The 18,996-nt window shown below is 62.3% G+C and carries 16 protein-coding genes; 10 read left to right on the top strand and 6 right to left on the bottom strand.

Annotation, left to right across the window (positions count from 1 at the left end; all coding sequences use genetic code 11):
- Positions 1-14: 14 nt before the first annotated feature.
- Positions 15-371: an FKBP-type peptidyl-prolyl cis-trans isomerase gene (locus AC0Z42_RS11665; RefSeq protein WP_485468383.1), complete on the bottom strand. Its 357-nt coding sequence runs from the start codon at positions 369-371 to the stop codon at positions 15-17.
- Between the two features lie 185 nt (positions 372-556).
- On the opposite strand from AC0Z42_RS11665, the gene AC0Z42_RS11660 reads away from it, so the two are divergent.
- The 3 genes from AC0Z42_RS11660 to AC0Z42_RS11650 all read left to right on the top strand — a co-directional run bounded on the left by AC0Z42_RS11660 (position 557) and on the right by AC0Z42_RS11650 (position 5,956).
- The gene (locus AC0Z42_RS11660; protein ID WP_485468382.1) at positions 557-1,384 is read left to right on the top strand and encodes an EI24 domain-containing protein; all 828 of its coding nucleotides are present in this window, start codon (positions 557-559) and stop codon (positions 1,382-1,384) included.
- Between the two features lie 39 nt (positions 1,385-1,423).
- Positions 1,424-2,209 carry a competence/damage-inducible protein A gene (locus AC0Z42_RS11655; protein WP_485468381.1) on the top strand — a complete coding sequence of 262 codons (786 nt, stop codon included), beginning with the start codon at positions 1,424-1,426 and terminating at the stop codon, positions 2,207-2,209.
- A 381-nt stretch (positions 2,210-2,590) separates the two neighbouring features.
- The gene (locus AC0Z42_RS11650; RefSeq protein ID WP_485468380.1) at positions 2,591-5,956 is read left to right on the top strand and encodes a transglycosylase domain-containing protein; all 3,366 of its coding nucleotides are present in this window, start codon (positions 2,591-2,593) and stop codon (positions 5,954-5,956) included.
- Here the strand turns inward: AC0Z42_RS11650 and AC0Z42_RS11645 are convergent.
- Positions 5,953-6,558: a glutathione S-transferase family protein gene (locus AC0Z42_RS11645; protein ID WP_485468379.1), complete on the bottom strand. Its 606-nt coding sequence runs from the start codon at positions 6,556-6,558 to the stop codon at positions 5,953-5,955. The two genes, AC0Z42_RS11650 and AC0Z42_RS11645, sit on opposite strands and share 4 nt — an antisense overlap.
- Positions 6,559-6,665: 107 nt before the next feature.
- Here AC0Z42_RS11645 and AC0Z42_RS11640 point away from each other — a divergent pair, with 107 nt between their 5' ends.
- Positions 6,666-8,012: a TAXI family TRAP transporter solute-binding subunit gene (locus AC0Z42_RS11640; protein WP_485468378.1), complete on the top strand. Its 1,347-nt coding sequence runs from the start codon at positions 6,666-6,668 to the stop codon at positions 8,010-8,012.
- Here the strand turns inward: AC0Z42_RS11640 and AC0Z42_RS11635 are convergent.
- The 3 genes from AC0Z42_RS11635 to AC0Z42_RS11625 all read right to left on the bottom strand — a co-directional run bounded on the left by AC0Z42_RS11635 (position 7,999) and on the right by AC0Z42_RS11625 (position 9,225).
- Positions 7,999-8,283 carry a Fis family transcriptional regulator gene (locus AC0Z42_RS11635; protein WP_485468377.1) on the bottom strand — a complete coding sequence of 95 codons (285 nt, stop codon included), beginning with the start codon at positions 8,281-8,283 and terminating at the stop codon, positions 7,999-8,001. The two genes, AC0Z42_RS11640 and AC0Z42_RS11635, sit on opposite strands and share 14 nt — an antisense overlap.
- Positions 8,283-8,630 carry a type II toxin-antitoxin system RelE/ParE family toxin gene (locus AC0Z42_RS11630; protein WP_485468376.1) on the bottom strand — a complete coding sequence of 116 codons (348 nt, stop codon included), beginning with the start codon at positions 8,628-8,630 and terminating at the stop codon, positions 8,283-8,285. The genes AC0Z42_RS11635 and AC0Z42_RS11630 overlap by 1 nt, the downstream gene beginning before the upstream one ends.
- Positions 8,631-8,763: 133 nt before the next feature.
- Entirely contained in the window at positions 8,764-9,225 is a 462-nt protein-coding gene (locus tag AC0Z42_RS11625; RefSeq protein ID WP_485468375.1) for a rhodanese-like domain-containing protein, read from the bottom strand.
- A 383-nt stretch (positions 9,226-9,608) separates the two neighbouring features.
- Between AC0Z42_RS11625 and glnA the strand changes: the two genes are divergently transcribed.
- The 6 genes from glnA to AC0Z42_RS11595 all read left to right on the top strand — a co-directional run bounded on the left by glnA (position 9,609) and on the right by AC0Z42_RS11595 (position 16,921).
- Positions 9,609-11,024: a type I glutamate--ammonia ligase gene (glnA, locus tag AC0Z42_RS11620; RefSeq protein WP_065307351.1), complete on the top strand. Its 1,416-nt coding sequence runs from the start codon at positions 9,609-9,611 to the stop codon at positions 11,022-11,024.
- Positions 11,025-11,165: 141 nt separating this feature from the next.
- Positions 11,166-11,663: a DUF4124 domain-containing protein gene (locus AC0Z42_RS11615; protein WP_485468374.1), complete on the top strand. Its 498-nt coding sequence runs from the start codon at positions 11,166-11,168 to the stop codon at positions 11,661-11,663.
- A complete protein-coding gene (gene glnL / locus AC0Z42_RS11610) occupies positions 11,660-12,751 on the top strand; it encodes a nitrogen regulation protein NR(II) (RefSeq protein ID WP_485468373.1) in 1,092 nt (363 codons plus the stop codon). Before AC0Z42_RS11615 ends, glnL begins: the two co-directional genes overlap by 4 nt.
- A gap of 61 nt (positions 12,752-12,812) precedes the next feature.
- Positions 12,813-14,321 (top strand): nitrogen regulation protein NR(I), encoded by a 1,509-nt coding sequence (gene ntrC / locus AC0Z42_RS11605; RefSeq protein ID WP_485468372.1) that lies wholly within the window; start codon positions 12,813-12,815, stop codon positions 14,319-14,321.
- Positions 14,322-14,477: 156 nt separating this feature from the next.
- Entirely contained in the window at positions 14,478-15,443 is a 966-nt protein-coding gene (corA, locus tag AC0Z42_RS11600; RefSeq protein ID WP_485468371.1) for a magnesium/cobalt transporter CorA, read from the top strand.
- A 110-nt stretch (positions 15,444-15,553) separates the two neighbouring features.
- Entirely contained in the window at positions 15,554-16,921 is a 1,368-nt protein-coding gene (locus tag AC0Z42_RS11595; protein WP_485468370.1) for an ATP-binding protein, read from the top strand.
- A gap of 19 nt (positions 16,922-16,940) precedes the next feature.
- Here the strand turns inward: AC0Z42_RS11595 and AC0Z42_RS11590 are convergent, their stop codons facing one another.
- Positions 16,941-18,572: an NAD(P)/FAD-dependent oxidoreductase gene (locus AC0Z42_RS11590; protein ID WP_485468369.1), complete on the bottom strand. Its 1,632-nt coding sequence runs from the start codon at positions 18,570-18,572 to the stop codon at positions 16,941-16,943.
- Positions 18,573-18,996 lie beyond the last annotated feature (424 nt).

The following is an 18,996-nucleotide window of genomic DNA, read 5'->3' as shown; positions in this document are numbered from 1 at the left end:
GGCAGAAGGGCGAATTACACGCCCAGCAGTTCGACGTCGAAAATCAGGGTGGCGTTCGGTGGAATCGCACCGCCGGCGCCGCGCGCGCCGTAGCCGAGTGCCGCAGGAATGATCAGCTGGCGCTTGCCGCCGATCTTCATGCCTTGCACGCCTTCGTCCCAGCCCTGGATGACGCGGCCTGCGCCCAGCGGGAATTCGAATGGATCGTTGCGGTCCTTGCTGGAGTCAAATTTCGAACCGGCGCTGCCGTCGTCGTTTTGCAGCCAGCCCGTGTAATGCACGACAACATTGTTGCCTGCCTTGGCTTCGGCGCCGTCGCCGATCACGGTGTCGGTGTATTGCAGGCCGGAGGCGGTGGTGATGATGGACATGAGATTCCTTATGAAGACGATGAAAGCTACAGATTGTAGAGCATGGGCCGCGAATGCGCCACGGCGCGCGCTGGCATGCGTGTCGGCGCCGTCCCCGACCATTTTGTCATCAGTGTGTCGTCGATTATTGCTATCATCGCGCCTCGCACCGTTTTGTTTGACGACGTACATGAAGGGACGCCCTGATGCGCAATGTAATCAATTCCTATGGCCGCGCGCTGCTGTCCCAGTTGCACGGCAAGATGCTGCTGCTGAGCGCGCTACCTTTTTTGCTGTCGCTGCTGCTGTGGGGAGCCTTGCTGTGGTTCGGCCTGCAGCCGCTGATCGACAGCCTGCACGCCTGGTTTACCGAATACGATTTCTTCCGCACCAGCGGCGCCGTGCTGACCACCTTTGGCCTGGGCATGCTGAAAGCGGTGATCGTGCCGCTGATCGCCATGTTCATGCTGCTGCCGCTGATGATACTGACGGCGCTGATCTTCATGGGCCTGTTCGCCATGCCGGCGATTGCCCGTCACGTGGGCGGACGGCATTTTCCGCAGCTGGAACAAAAGCATGGCGGCAGCGTGCTGGGCAGCGTCGGCACCTCGCTGGCCACGTTTTTGCTGTTCATTATCGCCTGGATGGTGATGCTGCCGCTGTATGCATTTCCGCCAGCGGCCCTGGTCGGGCAGGCCCTGCTGTGGGGCTGGCTGACCTACCGCGTGATGGCGTATGACGCGATGGCCGACTACGCCAGCATGGAAGAACGCCAGGCCATCATGCGCACGCGCCGCACGCAGCTGTTCGTGATCGGCCTGGTGTCCGGCGTGGCCGGCGCCGTGCCCGGCATGCTGTGGATGGGCGGCGTGATGTCGGTGGTGTTCTTCCCCTTCCTGGCGGGGTTCGCCATCTGGCTGTATGTGCTGATCTTTATTTTCACCGGCCTGTGGTTCCAATACTACTGCCTGGAAGCGCTGGCGGCACTGCGCGGCGTGCGCGGCATGAAGGATGTGCCGGCGGCCGATACGTAAAGCGCATTTTTATCATATTGAATCGAACAAGGGAGTGACATGGCTATCGGACTGATCATCATTGGCGACGAAATCCTGTCGGGCAAGCGCACGGACCAGCATTTCCCGAAAGTGGTGCAAATGCTCAAGGCGCGCGGCTTGCAGCTTAGCTGGGCCGAATATGTCGGCGACGAACCCGAGCGCATCGTCGCCTTGCTCAAGCGCACCTTTGCCAGCGGCGACATCGTGCTGTGCTTTGGCGGCATCGGCGCCACGCCGGACGACCATACGCGCCAGGCGGCCGCCGACGCGCTGGGCTTGCCACTGGTATTGCATCCGCAAGGCAAGCAGAACATCCAGCAGCGCATCACGGAAATGGGCCAGGAAGCGGGCGTGGCGGTCGACCTGGACTCACCGGAGAACCTGCACCGCCTGAAAATGGCCGAATTTGCCGAAGGCGCCGAGCTGATTCCGAATCCGTACAACAAGATTGCCGGCTTTGCCGTGCGCGAACATTATTTCGTGCCCGGTTTTCCCGTCATGTCATGGCCGATGATCGAATGGGTGCTCGACACGCATTATGCGCACCTGTTCAACCAGGTGCCGCATGCGGAACACGCGCTGCTTGTGTATGAAACGGCCGAGTCGTTGCTGACGCCGCTGATGGTGCGGCTCGAAGCGCAATTCCCTCTGATCAAGGTATTCAGTCTGCCCAGCGTGGGCGACGCGCAGACGCGCCGCCATATCGAACTCGGCGTCAAAGGCGAGCCGGCGCAGGCGGTGGCCGCCTTTGCCGAGATGTGCGCGGTGCTCGACAGCATGCAGGCTGAATACCACGTCATCTGAAGCCTGCCAGAGCGGCGCCGGCGTTTGATCGCCCGGCGCCCGGCCCGCCTTGCAGCTATGTATGCGAGCGTACAGTCCGGTCGTTGTTTTTTTGCGAAAATCTTCAATGTAGAAAGATTTTTGTGCGCGCTCGTCCGTCCTTGTCATGCCGATGTGGTGCAATGGTGATCAGGACTACGCGTCATTGCCACCGTACCCAAGCAAGCGGCGTTTTGTGGCGTTTTGTTGATTCACCGGTCTGGATATCATGTCAAGCAAGCTGCATCGTTACCGGCCTCGCCTGGCCACCGTCTTTTCTTGCGCAGAGCACGCCGGCTGCATTTGTCGTAGCCGCCTGGTTCGCGCCAACCCCGATCTTGTTCAAACTACCCCCAGCATCCCATGAAAGACACAGGCGACAACCTGGCCCATGCGCAAGTACGGCCACCCGAGGAACCCGCAGCCGCACCCGAGGCACCGCCGCCGGCCGGCCCGCGCAAGCAGCGCCGCTCGCGCGTCTGGCCGATTTTTGTCCTGATCCTGCTGGCCGTGATCGCCGGCGCGGCCTGGTTTGTCATGCGTGAAGTGCGCACCTCGGCCTTGCAGGCGGAATTTTTCAATCGCCTGAGCCGGCAACTGACGTACAAGGTCGAGCCGGGCGCCAGCCCAGCCGGCGCCATCCGTTACCCACAGCACGGCCCGTATGACGAGCGGCTCGGCTACGCCAGCCTGCCCGACTTCATCGGCAAGCTCAACGCACGCGACTATACCGTCACGGCGCAGGCACGCATGTCGCCGAAGATGGTGGAGCTGGCCGACATGGGCGTGTTCGCCACCTACCAGGAGAAAAACCGCGCCGGCCTGACCATACTCGACTGGCGCGCCGCACCCTTGTTCTCGGCCGTCTACCCTGAACGCGCCTTCAACGGTTTTGCCGAGGCGCCGCCGGCGCTGGTGCAAAGCCTGCTGTTCATCGAGAACCGCGAACTGCTCGACCCGGGTACGCCCGAGCGCAATCCTGCCGTCGAGTGGGACCGTTTGAGCAAGGCCGTGCTGGACAAGGGCCTGAACATGGTCGGCGGCCACCGCGGTGGCGGCGGCAGCACCCTGGCCACACAGATCGAAAAATACCGTCATTCGGAAGATGGCCGCACCAGCTCCATGAAAGACAAGCTGTTCCAGATGCTGTCGGCCAGCCTGCGCTCGTACCAGGACGGCGAAAATACCATGGCCATGCGGCGCAAGATTGTCGTCAGTTACCTCAATACGGTGCCGCTGTCGGCGAAAAGCGGCTTTGGAGAAGTGAACGGCATCGGCGACGGCATGTGGGTCTGGTATGGCCGCAACTTCGATGAGGTCAAGGCCCAGCTGACACCGAAGCTGGATCAGCCGGGCAGCGCGCTGGCCTACAAGCAAGCGCTGAGCCTGTTGATCGCGCAGCGCCGTCCCTCGCATTACCTGGTGGCCGGCGGCGCCGACCTCGAAGCGCTGACCAACAGCCATTTGCGCCTGCTGGCGCAAGCTGGCGTGATCACGCCGCAGCTGCGCGACGCCGCGCTGGCCCAGCCTTTGCGGCCGTCGACGGCGTCCGGCGTGCAGTCGGAGGCGGCAACGTCGTTCGTCACGCGCAAGGCGTCCAACGCGGTGCGCAACCACCTGGCCGGCATGCTGGGCGACCCGCGCCTGTACAACCTCGACCGCCTGGACCTGAGCGTGGTCAGCACGCTTGACGCGCAGGCGCAAAACGCGGTCACCAAAGTGCTGCGCGAATTGCGCGACCCGGAAGTGGCGAAAGCGGCTGGCCTGACCGGCAAGGGCATGCTGGGCAATGGCGACCCGGCCAATGTGGTGTACAGCTTCACCTTGCTGCAAAAGGGCGACAAGGCCAACCTGCTGCGCGTGCAGACCGATAACTTCGACCAGCCGCTCGACATCAACGAGGGCGCCAAGCTCGACCTCGGTTCCACGGCCAAGCTGCGCACCCTGGTCAGCTACCTCGACATCGTCGACCAGCTGCAGCAGCGCTACAAGGACATGCCAGCTGCTCAATTATCCAAGGTGGCTGTCGATCCGAAGGACATGCTGACGCAATGGGGTATCGCTTACCTGGCCTCGAAACCGGTGGGCGAGGCGCGCAACCTGCCGGCCATGCTGGAAGCGGCGATGGAGCGCAAATATTCGGGCAACCCGGGCGAAGGCTTTTTCACCGGTGGCGGCCTGCATCACTTCGGCAACTTCTCCAGGCTCGACGACAGCCGCATCATGACGGTGCAGCACGCCTTGCAACAGTCGACCAACCTGGTGTTCGTGCGCCTGATGCGCGACGTGGCGCGCTACTACATGTTCTCGCGCCCCGACTCCTCGGCGTCCTTGCTGGCCGACGCCGACGATCCGCGCCGGGCCCAGTACCTGAGCCGCTTTGCCGACAAGGAAGGGCGCGAATTCCTGCATCGTTTTTACCAGAAGTACCGCGGCAAGAGCGTCGACGAGCAGGAAAAAGTCTTGCTGGCCAGCATACGCCCAACACCGGTGCGCCTGGCCAATATCTACCGCACCGTCAATCCGAAGGGTACGCGCGCCGAGTTCGCCGACTTCCTGAACGTCAACCTGACGTCGCAAAACGAAGTGCCGCCCGAGCGCGTGGCGAAAATGTACGATCAGTACGCGATGGAAAACTGGTCGCTGGCCGACCGCGGCTACCTGGCCAATGTGCATCCGCTCGAATTATGGATGGTCGCCTTTTTGCGCCAGAACCCGGGGGCGACCCTGTCGCAGATGGTGGCGGCCAGCGAGAAGCAGCGCCAGGAAGTGTACAAATGGCTGTTCAGCACGCACCGCAAGCATGCCCAGGACCGCCGCATCGCCGACTTGCTGGAAGTCGAAGGCTTCCTGGAAATCCATCGCCAGTGGAAAAAGATGGGTTATCCGTTCGATTCCCTGGTGCCGTCGTTTGCCACCACCCTGGGCGCCTCGGCCGACCGTCCCGCTTCGCTGGCCGAATTGATGGGCATTATCATCAATGATGGCGTGCGCAAGCCGAGCGTGCGCATCGACTCCATGCATTTTGCCGCCAACACGCCGTATGACACCATGATCAAGCGCGCCGCCGATGCCAAGGCCGAGCAGGTGCTGTCGCCGGACGTGGCGCGCGCGGTGGCCAAGGCGATCCGCGCAGTGGTCTCGGACGGTACCGCCAAGCGCGCAAAAACCGCCTTTATTGGCGCCGACGGCGAGCCGATCCCGGTTGGCGGCAAGACCGGTACCGGTGACCAGCGCTTCGATGTATATGGCGCCGGCGGCCGCCTGATCGAGTCGCGCTATGTGAACCGCTCGGCGACGTTCGTGTTCAATATCGGCGAGCGTTTCTATGGCAGCATGACAGCCTATGTGCGCGGGCCGGAGTCGAAAAACTACGACTTCACCAGCGCCTTGCCGGTGCAGTTGCTGGTCTCGCTGGCGCCCAGCCTGATGCCGCTGATTGATCCGGACGCACCCATCCGTGCTGCCGTCAAACCGCCAGTTGCAGCGCCGGTCACGCCGGCTGCCAAACTGCCAGTCAAGCAGCCGGTCAAACCTGCGGTCAAGCAGGCGGACAAGCAAGCAGTTAAGCCGCCGGTCAAGCAGCCAGCCAAGCCAGCGGACAAGCAGTCGGCCAAGCCGGCAGCCAAACAGGCGGAGAAACAGCCGGCCAAGCCGCCAGCCAAACCAGCGGAGAAACAGCCAGCCAAACAGGCGGACAAACTGCCGGTCAAACAGTCGCTCAATTAGCCTGCGAACGCCGCCGTTCCGTGCGCCAGGCGCGCATGATAGGCGGCGATCGCCGGATAATCGGGGCGCGCCATCGGCGCCATCAGCCAGCGCTTGACGGACAGGCCCAGCACCACGTCGGCCAGGGTGAAGCGCTCGCCACAAACGTAAGCGCCAGTGCGCTGCAGCTGCTGTTCCAGCACGCCCATCATGGCGTTCCAGCCGGCAATGCCGGCCGCCAGCAGCGCCGCATCCTGGTGCGCCGGACTCTGGCGCACCAGCGACATGAAGGCGTAGCGCCAGGAGTTGTTCAATTCGCCCATCTGCCAGTCCATCCATTTTTCCACCCCGGCGCGCTCGCGCGGCGACGCTGGCAGCAGGTCGTCGCGGCTTTCGCGCGCACACAGGTAGCGGCAAATGGTGTTCGATTCCCACAGCACCAGGTCGCCGTCGAGCAGCACCGGCACCATGGCGTTCGGATTGAGCGCCAGGAAGGCCGGCTCGCTGGTCGCCTTGAAGCCGCTGCCCCAGTCCTCGCGTTCATACGGCAGGTTCAGTTCTTCGCAGGTCCACAGCACCTTGCGGACATTGATCGATGCAGCTTTCCCCAGGATTTTCAACATGCATGGCTCCGTGTGAGTGATCGAACTGCTACTCTAGCGCAGGCGGCGCTTGCATAGTTGTCCATTTCTTGGCATGGTAGCCCCCCATGAAACCCATGCGCCACCATATGTCCAAAATCCTCGCGTTCAGCCGTTTTTCCGTACGCGACTTTCTCGCCACCGCCGGCCCCACCTTGCTGCTGATCGCGGCCGTCTGCGCGCTGGCCTACTGGCTGGTCGACCCGGCGCCGCCGCGCCAGGTCCGGCTGTCGACCGGGCAGGACAACAGCGCCTACGAAGAGTTTGGCAAGAAGTACGCGGCCACCCTGGCCAGGCATGGCGTCAAGGTCAGCTTGCAGAGCTCGCTCGGTTCGCAGGAAAACCTGCAGCGCCTGAACGCCGGCACGACCGATATCGCTTTCGTGCAAAGCGGCTCGACCGAGCATGCCGATGCCGAACGCCATGGCCTGATTTCCCTGGGCAGCCTGTTTACGGAACCGGTCTGGCTGTTTTTGCGCGAAGACAAGGCGGTCACCGAACTGACGCAATTGCGCGGCCTGAAGATCAACCTGGGGCCCGAAGGCACGGGCGTGCCGGGATTGTTCCGGCAACTGCTGGCCGTCAATGGCGTCGAGCCGAATGAACTGACGGTCGGCGCATTGCAAAACACGCCGGCCACGGTGGAATTGCTGGAAGGGCGCATCGATGGCTTGGTGTTCAGCTCGGCGCCGGAAGCGCCGCTGATCCAGATGCTGCTGCAAACGCCGGGCATCCGGCTGTTCGATTTTTCGCAGGCCGAAGCGTACACGCGGCGCCTGCCGTTCCTGACCCACGTGGTGCTGCCGCGCGGCATCGTTGACCTCGGGCGCAATATCCCGGCGCAGGATTATCATCTGATCGCGCCGACCGCCACTCTGGTGGCGCGCGACGATCTGCATCCGGCACTGGTCGACCTGTTCGTGCAGGCGGCGGCCGCGATCCATGGCGGCACTGGCTGGTTCCAGCAGCAGGGCCAGTTCCCGTCGGCGCGCTATACGGAAATCCCGGTGGCGCCCGAAGCGCTGAAATTCTACAAGGATGGCGCACCGGTGCTGCAGCGCTACATGAGCTTCTGGCTGGCCAATTTCTTCGACCGCATGTGGGTGCTGGTGGTGGCGCTGGGGGCGCTGATCTTGCCGCTGTCACGCGTGGTGCCGCCGCTGTATGTATGGCGCATCCGCTCGCGCGTGTACCGCTGGTACGGCCAGTTGCGCACGGTGGAACAGGCGCTGGAAGACGTGCCCTTGGCACGCCGCGCGCAAGTGTATGCGGAACAATTGCGGCGCCTGGACGAAATCGAAGAGATGGTCAACCAGATCTCGATTCCGCTGTCGTTTGCCGATGGATTATATGGCTTGCGCAGCCATATCAATTTCGTGCGCAAGCGCATCCTGAGCCTGATGGGCGAGCAAGCACCAGAGGCTATACCAGAGTAACCGACAGCTTGCGCCCGACCAGCGCGGCGGCTCGTTCCAGGGTGGACAGGGTGACGTCGCTGCTGGGATCCAACAGGCGGTCGAGCTGCGAGCGGCTCGTTTGCAGCATGGCCGCCATGCGGGTTTTCGACAGCGACTGTTCCTGCATCGCTTGCGTCAATTGCCAGGCGATCACTTCCTTGATGGCCCGGGTTTGCGTCTGCTCGAAAATGCCTTCCTCTTTGAGGAAATCGTCGAGGCTGCTGCCGAGATGAGGGTTGGCATGGTTCATCACAGTTCCTTCAGTCGTTTGCGCGCCAGCGCCAGGTCGTCGTCGGGCGTGCTGCGGGTTTTCTTGATAAAGCCGTGCAGTGCCACCAGGCAGTCGCCATGCTGGCAGAGCAATACACGGGCGATGCGGTTGCCGGGCAGGCTGCTGCGAATTTCACACAAACCCTGCCCGAGATGCCGGCACAGCGGCATGCCGACCGGCCAGCGCCATTGCGCGTGCATCAGGTCCTGGCCGATCATCTGGCGATCAAAAGCGGGCAGGCTCTTGAGCCAGTCACGCACCGGTTCGCCGCCATTGCCGTTCGCATAGAACAGCAGGGTAATCTGCCGCAAGCCGGAAGCATCCATGACGCACCTCTACGTTGTACTATAAAAGGTACTATCTCGCAAGGAGAATCTGCGCCGCGTTTAACTGCGGCCATGGATGGTTGTAACCGGTCTGCGGCCAGCACGTGGCCTGTCATGTCAAACCTTCTGCTCGCTACGCACCCAGCCAGGGCAGGCCTGCCTTGCACCAGCCGCCGATTGCCTTGCGGTGGCCGTCGGCGTCCTTGTCGCCTTCAAAGCCTTCCAGGATGTCGTAGCTGTTGGCGTAGCCGTGTTCGGTGGCCAGCTTGGCGGCATGGCGTGAGCGCACGCCGGAGCGGCACAGGAACAGCAGCACCTCGTCCTGGCCGGCCTGGCCGGCCAACTGCTGCATGAAGTCGGGATTGGGCACGCCGCCCGGATAGGTGGCCCATTGCACTGCGCCATGCTGGGTGTCGGCGATATCAACCCGGCCGACCCAGTCGCGCTCGGCATTGGTGCGTACGTCGATCAGCTTGACGGCCGGGTCCAGCTGCAACAGTTCGTAGGCTTCCTGTGGCGTGACGGCGCCAGCATACGGCGTGCCTTCGTTGGCGCGGCTGCGGGCAAGGTTCAGGATGTCGGCGGCAGTGCTCATGATGTGCTCCTGTAGGGGAATCGGTGGGACAACGATGTGACCAATTATAGTGCGCCTGCCACGCACCGCAAACGAGAGCAGGCGGCGCACCACGAGCGTGCGTTTTTGAAGTTTTTCGAATAAACGCTGCAAAATGGTGCGTTATTTGTTTTTCGCACTTACATAGTGCATTTCTGATTTAGCGCAACACATGCTTGAAAAATAAGGTCCGCGACACTTCCACAGGGATAGTCACGGTTTGCCCGTGCCAGCCCTGAGGACTTAAAAGCTGGCATGGAATCTGCTATGATTCCTGTGAGTTTTGGTGGCACGCAATCTTTGCTAGCATCATCAGCCCGGACGCATTCAGGTCGGCTCACCCCACATTCATTTAGGAGATACGCATGGCAATGACAGCCGCAGAAGTCTTGAAGATGGTAGAAGAGAACGAAGTCAAATTCGTTGATTTCCGCTTTGCCGACACCCGTGGTAAAGAGCAGCACGTAACGGTGCCCGTGTCGCACTTCGACATGGACAAATTCGAATCGGGCCACGCCTTTGATGGCTCCTCGATCGCTGGCTGGAAGGGCATTGAAGCGTCCGACATGATTTTGCTGCCGGACCCAAGCACCGCCAATATCGACCCGTTCATGGAAGAAACCACCCTGTTCATGCAGTGCGACGTGATCGAACCGTCGGACGGCAAGGGCTATGACCGCGACCCGCGCTCGATCGCGAAACGCGCCGAAGCCTACCTGAAATCGTCGGGCATGGGCGACACCGCCTACTTCGGCCCTGAACCAGAATTCTTCATTTTCGACAGCGTACGCTGGAAGATCGACATGTCGGGCTGCTTCGTCAAGATCGGTTCGGACGAAGGTTCGTGGTCGACCGGCAAGGACATCGAAGGCGGCAACAGCGGCCACCGTCCTACCGTCAAGGGCGGCTATTTCCCGGTGCCACCAGTGGACAGCTTCCAGGACATGCGTTCGGAAATGTGCCTGATTCTGGAGTCCTTGGGCATCCCGGTCGAAGTGCACCACCATGAAGTCGCTGGCGCTGGCCAGAACGAAATCGGCACCAAGTTCTCGACCCTGGTCGAGCGCGCCGACTGGACGCAAAACCTGAAATACGTGGTCTGGAACGTGGCCCACAGCTATGGCAAGACTGCCACCTTCATGCCAAAACCGATCGTTGGCGACAACGGTTCGGGCATGCACGTGCACCAGTCCGTATGGAAAGATGGCAAGAACCTGTTCGCCGGCGACGGCTATGCCGGCCTGTCCGATTTCGCCCTGTACTACATCGGCGGCATCATCAAGCACGCCAAGGCACTGAACGCGATCACCAACCCGGGCACCAACTCGTACAAACGCCTGGTACCAGGCTACGAAGCACCGGTGAAACTGGCGTACTCGGCGAAAAACCGTTCCGCTTCGATCCGTATTCCGCACGTCGCCAATCCAAAAGGCCGCCGCGTCGAAGCGCGCTTCCCGGATCCACTGGCCAACCCATACCTGTGCTTCGCCGCGCTGCTGATGGCCGGCCTGGACGGTGTTGCCAACAAGATCCACCCGGGTGAAGCCGCCTCGAAAGATCTGTACCATCTGCCGCCCGAGGAAGATGCACTGATCCCTACCGTCTGCGCTTCGCTGGAAGAAGCCCTGGACGCACTGGACAAGGACCGCGAGTTCCTGACCCGTGGCGGCGTGTTCAGCGATTCGATGATCGATGCTTACCTGGAACTGAAAATGCAGGACGTGCAGCGCATGCGCATGACCACGCATCCTGCCGAGTTCGACATGTACTACTCGCTGTAAGTTGGCGCCATGCCGGCGCCACTGCCGGCATCAATAAAAACGCGGGTGAGGCTTTTGGTCTTCCCCGCGTTTTTTCATGAATCGCGCCACTGCGATGTTGTATAGTCGGCCCGGTACCGTGAGAGCTGACAGGAGTGGAAAGTGAACAAGCATTACACGATGGCGCTGGCGGCGGCCCTGCTGGGCGCCGCCAGCCAGGCGCATGCCCAGTTATATGTATGCAGCGACGCCCAGGGTCATAAGACCTATACCGACAAGCGTGAAAACGCGGCCTGCAAGCTGCTCGATTTGCCCGGCGCCATGACTGAGCCGCCGCGCAGGAACGCACCGGTGGCCGCGCCCGCCGCCAGGGCAGCGTTGCCACCGGCCAGTGGCACGGGCAACTTCCCCCGCGTCGATGGTGCCGAACAACGCGCGCGCGACCTGGACCGGCGCCAGATATTGCAGGACGAACTGCGCAGCGAAGAGCAGAAGCTGGCCGCGCAGCGCCAGGAATTCAACCAGGGCCAGCCTGAACGCCAGGGCAACGAGCGCAACTATGCCAAGTACCAGGAGCGGGTGGCCCAATTGAAAGACAACCTCGGCAGGACGCAGCAAAACGTCGAGGCCCTCAAACGCGAGATTGCGAATATCCGATGACAGAACCCCAACTCCCCACGCGCCGCCCGCCGCACCTGGCCGGCCTCGACCTGCTGGCCTCGGCCGTGATCGTGCTCGACATGGACGGGCGCATCAGCTACGCCAATGCGGCAGCGGAAAACCTGCTCGAAAGTTCATTGAAAGCGCTGTCGCGGCAAAAGCTGACGGCGCTGTTCGTCAATCCCGAGGAGCTGGCCGGCATCTGCGCCCAGGCGCGCGAGCACAAATTTTCCGACCTGCGCCAGGACCTGAGCCTGGAGCGCATCGGGCGCGACCCCTTGCGCGTGCACAGCATCATCAGCGCGCTCGATGGCCCCGAAGACAGCATCCTGATCGAGTTGCGTGAAAACGTGCAGCAGCTCAAACTGGACCGCGAAGAGCGCATCCTCGACCAGAGCCAGGTCAACAAGGAACTGATCCGCAACCTGGCGCATGAAATCAAGAACCCGCTGGGCGGCATCCGCGGCGCGGCGCAGCTGCTGGAACTGGAATTGCCGGCGCTGCACCTCAGTGAATTGCGCGAATACACGCAGGTCATCATCAAGGAGGCCGATCGGCTGCAGACCCTGGTCGACCGGCTGCTGGCGCCGCACCGCCGGCCGCATATCGTCGGCGACGTGAATATCCACGAAGTGTGCGAGCGCGTGCGCAGCCTGATCCTGGCGGAGTTTCCCAGCGGCCTGACCATCTCGCGCGACTACGACGCCTCGATCCCCGAGTTTCGCGGCGACAAGGAGCAGCTGATACAGACCGTGCTGAACATTGCCCACAATGCCGCGCAAGCGTTGTCCGAGCGTATCGAAGCGGGCGATGCGGAGCTCATTTTCAAGACCCGCGTGGCGCGCCAGGTGACCTTGGCCAAGGTCCGCTATGGCCTGGCATTAGACTTGCATATCATTGACAATGGACCGGGCATCGCGCCCCAGATCCGTGACCGTATTTTCTACCCGCTGGTGTCGGGACGGGAAGGCGGCAGCGGCCTGGGGCTGACCTTGGCACAGACCTTCGTGCAACAGCACCTGGGCGTGATCGAATGCGAAAGCCGGCCTGGATATACCGATTTCAGGATCGTTTTACCTTTGCCATAAGCGTGGGAAGCGCCTGCCGTCGTATCCCACTCATGAAATCCATTGCGGGACGCACACACTAATGAAGCCAATCTGGATAGTTGACGACGACGAATCAATCCGCTGGGTGCTGGAAAAAGCCCTGGCCCGTGAAAACCTGGCCACCAAGAGCTTTGCCAATGCGCGCGACGCCATTGCCGCGCTTGAGTTCGACACGCCGCAGGTGCTGGTGTCCGACATCCGCATGCCGGGCGCATCGGGACTCGACCTGCTGCAAATGGTCAAGACGCGCTTTCCCGGCTTGCCCGTCATAATCATTACCGCCTTTTCCGACCTCGATTCGGCCGTCGCGGCCTTCCAGGGCGGCGCCTTCGAATACCTGGCCAAGCCGTTCGACATCGACAAGGCAGTCGAACTGATACGCCGCGCGCTCGAAGAAAGCCTGCGTGAAACCAGCGTCGAGTCGGGACCGTCGGAAACGCCGGAAATCCTGGGCCAGGCGCCTGCCATGCAGGAAGTCTTCCGCGCCATCGGCCGCCTGTCGCAGTCGAACGTCACGGTGCTGATTACCGGCGAGTCCGGTTCCGGCAAGGAACTGGTGGCGCGCGCGCTGCACAAGCACAGCCCGCGCGCGGCCCAGCCTTTCATTGCCCTCAATACGGCGGCGATCCCGAAAGACTTGCTGGAGTCGGAACTGTTCGGCCACGAACGCGGCGCATTTACCGGTGCGCAGACCACCCGCCGCGGGCGCTTCGAGCAGGCCGAGAATGGCACGCTCTTTCTCGATGAGATCGGCGACATGCCGTTCGACCTGCAGACGCGCCTGCTGCGGGTGTTGTCGGACGGCCATTTCTACCGCGTCGGCGGGCACCAGCCGATGAAGGCCAATGTGCGCGTGATTACCGCCACGCACCAGAACCTCGAGCAGCGCGTGCGCGACGGTCTGTTCCGCGAAGACTTGTATCACCGCCTGAACGTGATTCGCCTGCGCCTGCCCAGTTTGAGGGAACGGCGCGAGGATATCCCCATTCTGGTGCGCCACTTCCTGGTGCAGAGCGCGCGCCAGCTCGGCGTGGAGGCCAAGCGCATGAGCGAGCCGACGATGCAGTTCCTCAGCAGCCTCGACTTGCCCGGCAATGTGCGCCAGCTGGAAAACCTGTGCAACTGGATTACCGTCATGGCGCCGGGGCAGACGGTGGAAATCAAGGACTTGCCGCTGGAACTGACCCAGGGCCAAGGGCAGGGCGAGTCGACCGGCATGATCAATCCGCCAGCACCGCCGCAAGCGCAAGGCGATGCCTCCGCCAGCGCGCCGCATGGTGGCCAGGTGTTCGACGCCGCCGCGCCGGTCAATGGCGCGCCGCCGGGCTGGATCGGTTTGCTGGAACTGCAGGCGGCCGGCATGCTGGGGGCAGGGCAGCAGGAAGTGATGGCCGTGCTGGGACGCCAGTTCGAGTCGGCCCTGATCAAGACGGCGCTCAAGCACACGCACGGGCGCAAGAATGACGCCGCCGTGCGCCTGGGCATCGGCCGCAACACCATCACGCGCAAGATCTCGGAACTGGGCATCGACGGCGCCAAGGAAGATTGATCGCGGTGGCAACTGGTCCTTGCGGGCGGGGCGTTCTGCTCCGCCCGCTTTCCTGCTTGCGTGTTTCTTTACACGCCACAACACAGTGCGAACAATAGGGTAAGCTGGGCGCCTGCCGGACTGTCTCGTCCGGCATCAACCTGACTGTGGAATTGTATGCTGATTAACTGTGTGGCCTACCAGGATGGCAAGAAACTGGCCGACTTGCCGATCGACGATATCAGCGATTACGTCGAGCGTCCCGACTGCTTCGTGTGGGTCGCCCTGCTCGACGCCACGCCTGATGAACTGAAGCAGATGCAGCACGAATTTTCGCTGCATGAACTGGCGGTGGAAGACGCGCAGCGCGGCCACCAGCGCCCGAAGATCGAAGAATATGGCGATTCGCTGTTTGCGGTGGTGAAAACCGTGGAAATGGTCGGCGACGAGCTGGTGCTGGGGGAAGTCGATGTTTTTGTCGGCGCCAATTATGTGCTGTCGTCGCGCACCAACTGCTCGCAAGGTTTTCTTGGCGTGCGCGCGCGCGCCGAACGCGAACCGCATCTGCTGCGCCAGGGCTCGGCCTTCGTGCTGTATGCGCTGATGGACGCGGTGGTCGACCGCTATTTTCCCGTGCTCGACGCGCTCGAATCGGAACTGGAGGCGATCGAAGACCGCATGTTCGATTCCGGCACCGAGCGCGTCAATATCGAACGGCTGTACCAGTTGAAGCGCAAGGTGATGGTGCTGCGCCATGTGGTGGGGCCGCTGATGGAAGCGGTCGGCAAACTGCACGGTGGCAGGGTACCGCCGCTGGCGCACGACACGCAGGAGTATTTCCGCGACGTTCACGACCATCTGGCGCGCATCAACGCCACGCTCGATTCGATCCGCGACACCATCAGCACGGCGATCCAGGTCAATTTGTCGATGGTGGCCATCGATGAGAGCGAAGTGAACAAGCAACTGGCGGCCTGGGCCGCCATCTTTGCGGTGTTTACTGCCTTTGCCGGCATCTGGGGCATGAATTTCAAATTCATGCCCGAACTGGAGTGGCACTACGGTTATCCGGCTGCCGTGGCCGTGATGTGCGGCGCCTGCGGCTATATGTATTACCTGTTCAAGCGCTCCGGCTGGCTGTAAAAATTTCCGCACGTCTGTATTATTCAATAATATACGGGGGTACAATCAGCGGGGTCCGCCTTCGCTGGCCCGCGAGGAGGAAGCGTTTGCCGGGCTGTGCAGGAGCATGCATGAGTATTCCGCTGTTTGATGTCAATTCGCAAGAACCCCTGTTCGACCAGGCGCAGCGGCGCACCCTGGCCGAAGCGGCCCTGCGCTCGATCACCGCCTCGACGGCGCATGCGCGCGGTGACGATTTTCTGCGCATTCTGGTGCGCGAGCTGGCCGAAGCGCTCGACGTGCGCTATGTGATCGCCGGGCGCCTGGTGCGCCAGCTGGACGGCGGCGAAGCCATCCGCACGCTGGCGCTGTGGGGCGGCGACGGCTACCAGGACAATATCGAATACAGCCTGCGGCACACGCCTTGCCAGGACGTGACCTGCCAGGACATGTGTTTCCACGGCAGCGGCATCCAGCGCCGCTTTCCGCTCGACACCTTGCTGGTCGACATGCACGCCGAAAGCTATGTCGGCATGCCGCTGATCGATACGGAAGGCCGCACCCTGGGCATCCTGTCGGCCATCGACACGCGCCCCATCGATGAAGACAAGCGCTTGCTGGCCTTGCTGCTGCTGTCGATTTTTTCGGCGCGCGGCGCGGCCGAGCTGCAGCACCAGGAACGCACGCGCCAGCTCGAGGACATGGTACGCCAGCGCACGGACTCCCTGCTGGCGGCCCAGGCCAGTTTGGTGGAACAGGAACAGATGGCGGCACTCGGCTCGCTGGTGGCCGGCGTCTCGCATGAAGTGAACACGCCGATCGGCGTGGCGCTGACGGCGGCGTCGAGCATGGGCAGCTATGCCGACCAGTTGGTGCAGATGCTGGGGGCACCAAAAGTCAGCCGTGCCGAGCTGATCGACATCGCCCGGGCCCTGACGGGCGCCGCCGCACTGGTCGAGCGCAACCTGACGCGGGCGGCCGAACTGATCGGCAATTTCAAGCAGCTGGCGGTGGACCAGGCCAGCGAATACGTGGCCGACCTGCTGCTGCATGACCACGTGCATGGGCTGGTGTCGGCGCACAGCCCCGAGCTGCGCAAGTGCGCCTTGCAAGTGCGGCTTGAGATCGACCCGGCCTGCCGGGTACGGCTGGCGTCCGGCAAGCTGTCGCAGATCCTGTCGAACCTCTTGATGAACAGCGCCCGCCACGGCTATCCGCACGGCGGACCGGGCCAGATAACCATCCGCGCTGGCGTTGAGCCGCCTGCGGACGGCAAGCAGTGGCTGCTGCTCGAGTTTTGCGACGACGGCATTGGCCTCGCGCCCGCCGTGCGCGAGCATATGTTCGAACCGTTTTTTACCACCAAGCGCGGCAAGGGCGGCTCGGGCCTGGGCATGCATATCGTGCATACCATCGTGCAGCAGCTGGGCGGCCAGGTGCACGCCATCGAAGGCGTACCCGGCTGCCATATTCACATCAGGCTGCCGCTGGCCGCCTGAAGCTCAGCTTGAACAGTGCTTACTTGCCAGCGGCGATCGCCAGCGCCACCGCTTCCGCCACCTTGATGCCATCGACCGCTGCCGACAGGATGCCGCCTGCGTAGCCGGCGCCTTCGCCGGCCGGGAACAGGCCACGCGTGTTCAGGCTTTGCAGGTCGTCGTCGCGGCGCTTGATGCGGATCGGTGACGAGGTACGTGTTTCCACCCCCGTCAGCACGGCGTCGGCCTTGTAGTAACCCTTGATCTGCTTGTTAAATGCAGGAAACGCTTCGCGCAAGGCCGTGATCGCATATTCGGGCAGGGCGGAAGCCAGATCGGTCAGGTGCACGGCCGGCTTGTAGGACGGCACCACGCTGCCAAATTCGGTCGAGGCGCGGCCAGCGACGAAGTCGCCTACCAGCTGGCCCGGCGCATCGTAGTTGCCGCCGCCCAAGGCAAACGCGCGTTCTTCGAGCTCGCGCTGCAGCGCGATGCCGGCCAGCGGATCGCCTGGATAGTCGGCGGGCGTGATGCCGACCACGATGGCGCTGTTGGCATTGCGCTCGTTGCGCGAATACTGGCTCATGCCGTTCGTCACCAGGCGGCCCGGTTCGGAGGCGGCCGCCACCACCGTGCCGCCAGGGCACATGCAGAAGCTGTAGACCGAGCGGCCATTGCTGGCGTGGTGCACCAGCTTGTAATCGGCCGCGCCGAGGATAGGGTGGCCTGCGCTGGGGCCGAAGCGGCAGCTGTCGATCAAGGATTGTGGGTGTTCGACGCGGAAACCGATCGAAAACGGTTTTGCCTCGATATACACACCGCGCTTGTGCAACATTTCAAACGTGTCGCGCGCGCTGTGGCCGATCGCCAGCGCCACATGGTTGCTGGCGATGGTCTCGCCGCTGGCCAGCACCACGCCACGTACCTGGCCGCCGTCGGGACCTGCCACGATATCGATATCGACCACCTTGCTTTCAAAACGGTATTCACCGCCCAGACGCTCGATTTCGGCGCGCATCTCTTCCACCATCTTGACCAGGCGGAAGGTGCCGATATGCGGCTTGCTCACATACATGATCTCTTCGGGCGCACCGGCCTTGACGAATTCCGTCAGCACCTTGCGGCCATAATGTTTCGGGTCCTTGATCTGGCTGTACAGCTTGCCGTCCGAAAAGGTGCCAGCGCCGCCTTCGCCGAACTGCACGTTCGATTCGGGATTGAGTTCGCGCTTGCGCCAGAAACCGAAGGTGTCGACCGTGCGTTCGCGCACTTGCTTGCCGCGTTCCAGGATCAGCGGGCGCAAGCCCATCTGCGCCAGGATCAGCGCCACGAACAGGCCGCAGGGGCCGGTACCGATGACGATGGGCCGTGTTTCATTGCTGTGGCCGGCCAGTTGCTCGCCGCCGGCGACGAATTTGTACTCGGTGTCGGGCGCCGGCATCAGGTGGATGTCGTGTTGCAGGCGCGCCAGCACGGCTGCTTCATTGCGCACCTCGACGTGCAGCGAGTAGATCAGCACCACGGCGCTGCGCTTGCGCGCGTCATAGCTGCGCTTGAAGACGGTAAAGCCGAGCAGCTCGGCGCTGGCAATGCCGAGGCGCGCCAGGATCGCGGCGCTCAAGGCCGCTTCGTCGTGTTCGAGGGGGAGTTTTACTTCGTTGAGTCGCAACATGATGGATATCTGAAAAATTGCCGGGCTCCGTAGTTAGCGGAGAATCTGCGGACCTGCGCTTGCCGGGCGGTGCCTGCCGCGCCGCAACATGGTCCAGAGCCGCTATTTTAACCGCAACGCCCGGTCCCAAGAAGCGCGCCGTTGCCATTACCACTGGAACATGTTGCAAATTCCTGTTGCGCCTCGCCCAGAGGGAATGCACCAAGTCGGTGAAAATACTATCCATTACAGTGCTTTAATAGTAAATAGCGCACCGCCATAATGCACCCAATTTTTTGCATTGCAACAACTGTTGTTTTTACATCTGTATCAATTTGTTTCGTTGACATGCAATCCCTCTCCGTGATTTGATGGGGTATTGTTATCGCCAGCGGGTTTCATGAATTGGTGAAATGACGTTTTAAAAAATGCATATCCATATAAG

The sequence above is a fragment of the Janthinobacterium sp. 1L-D-8-B-C4 genome (assembly GCF_057291295.1).
This window is presented reverse-complemented; position numbering and strand designations above follow the sequence as displayed.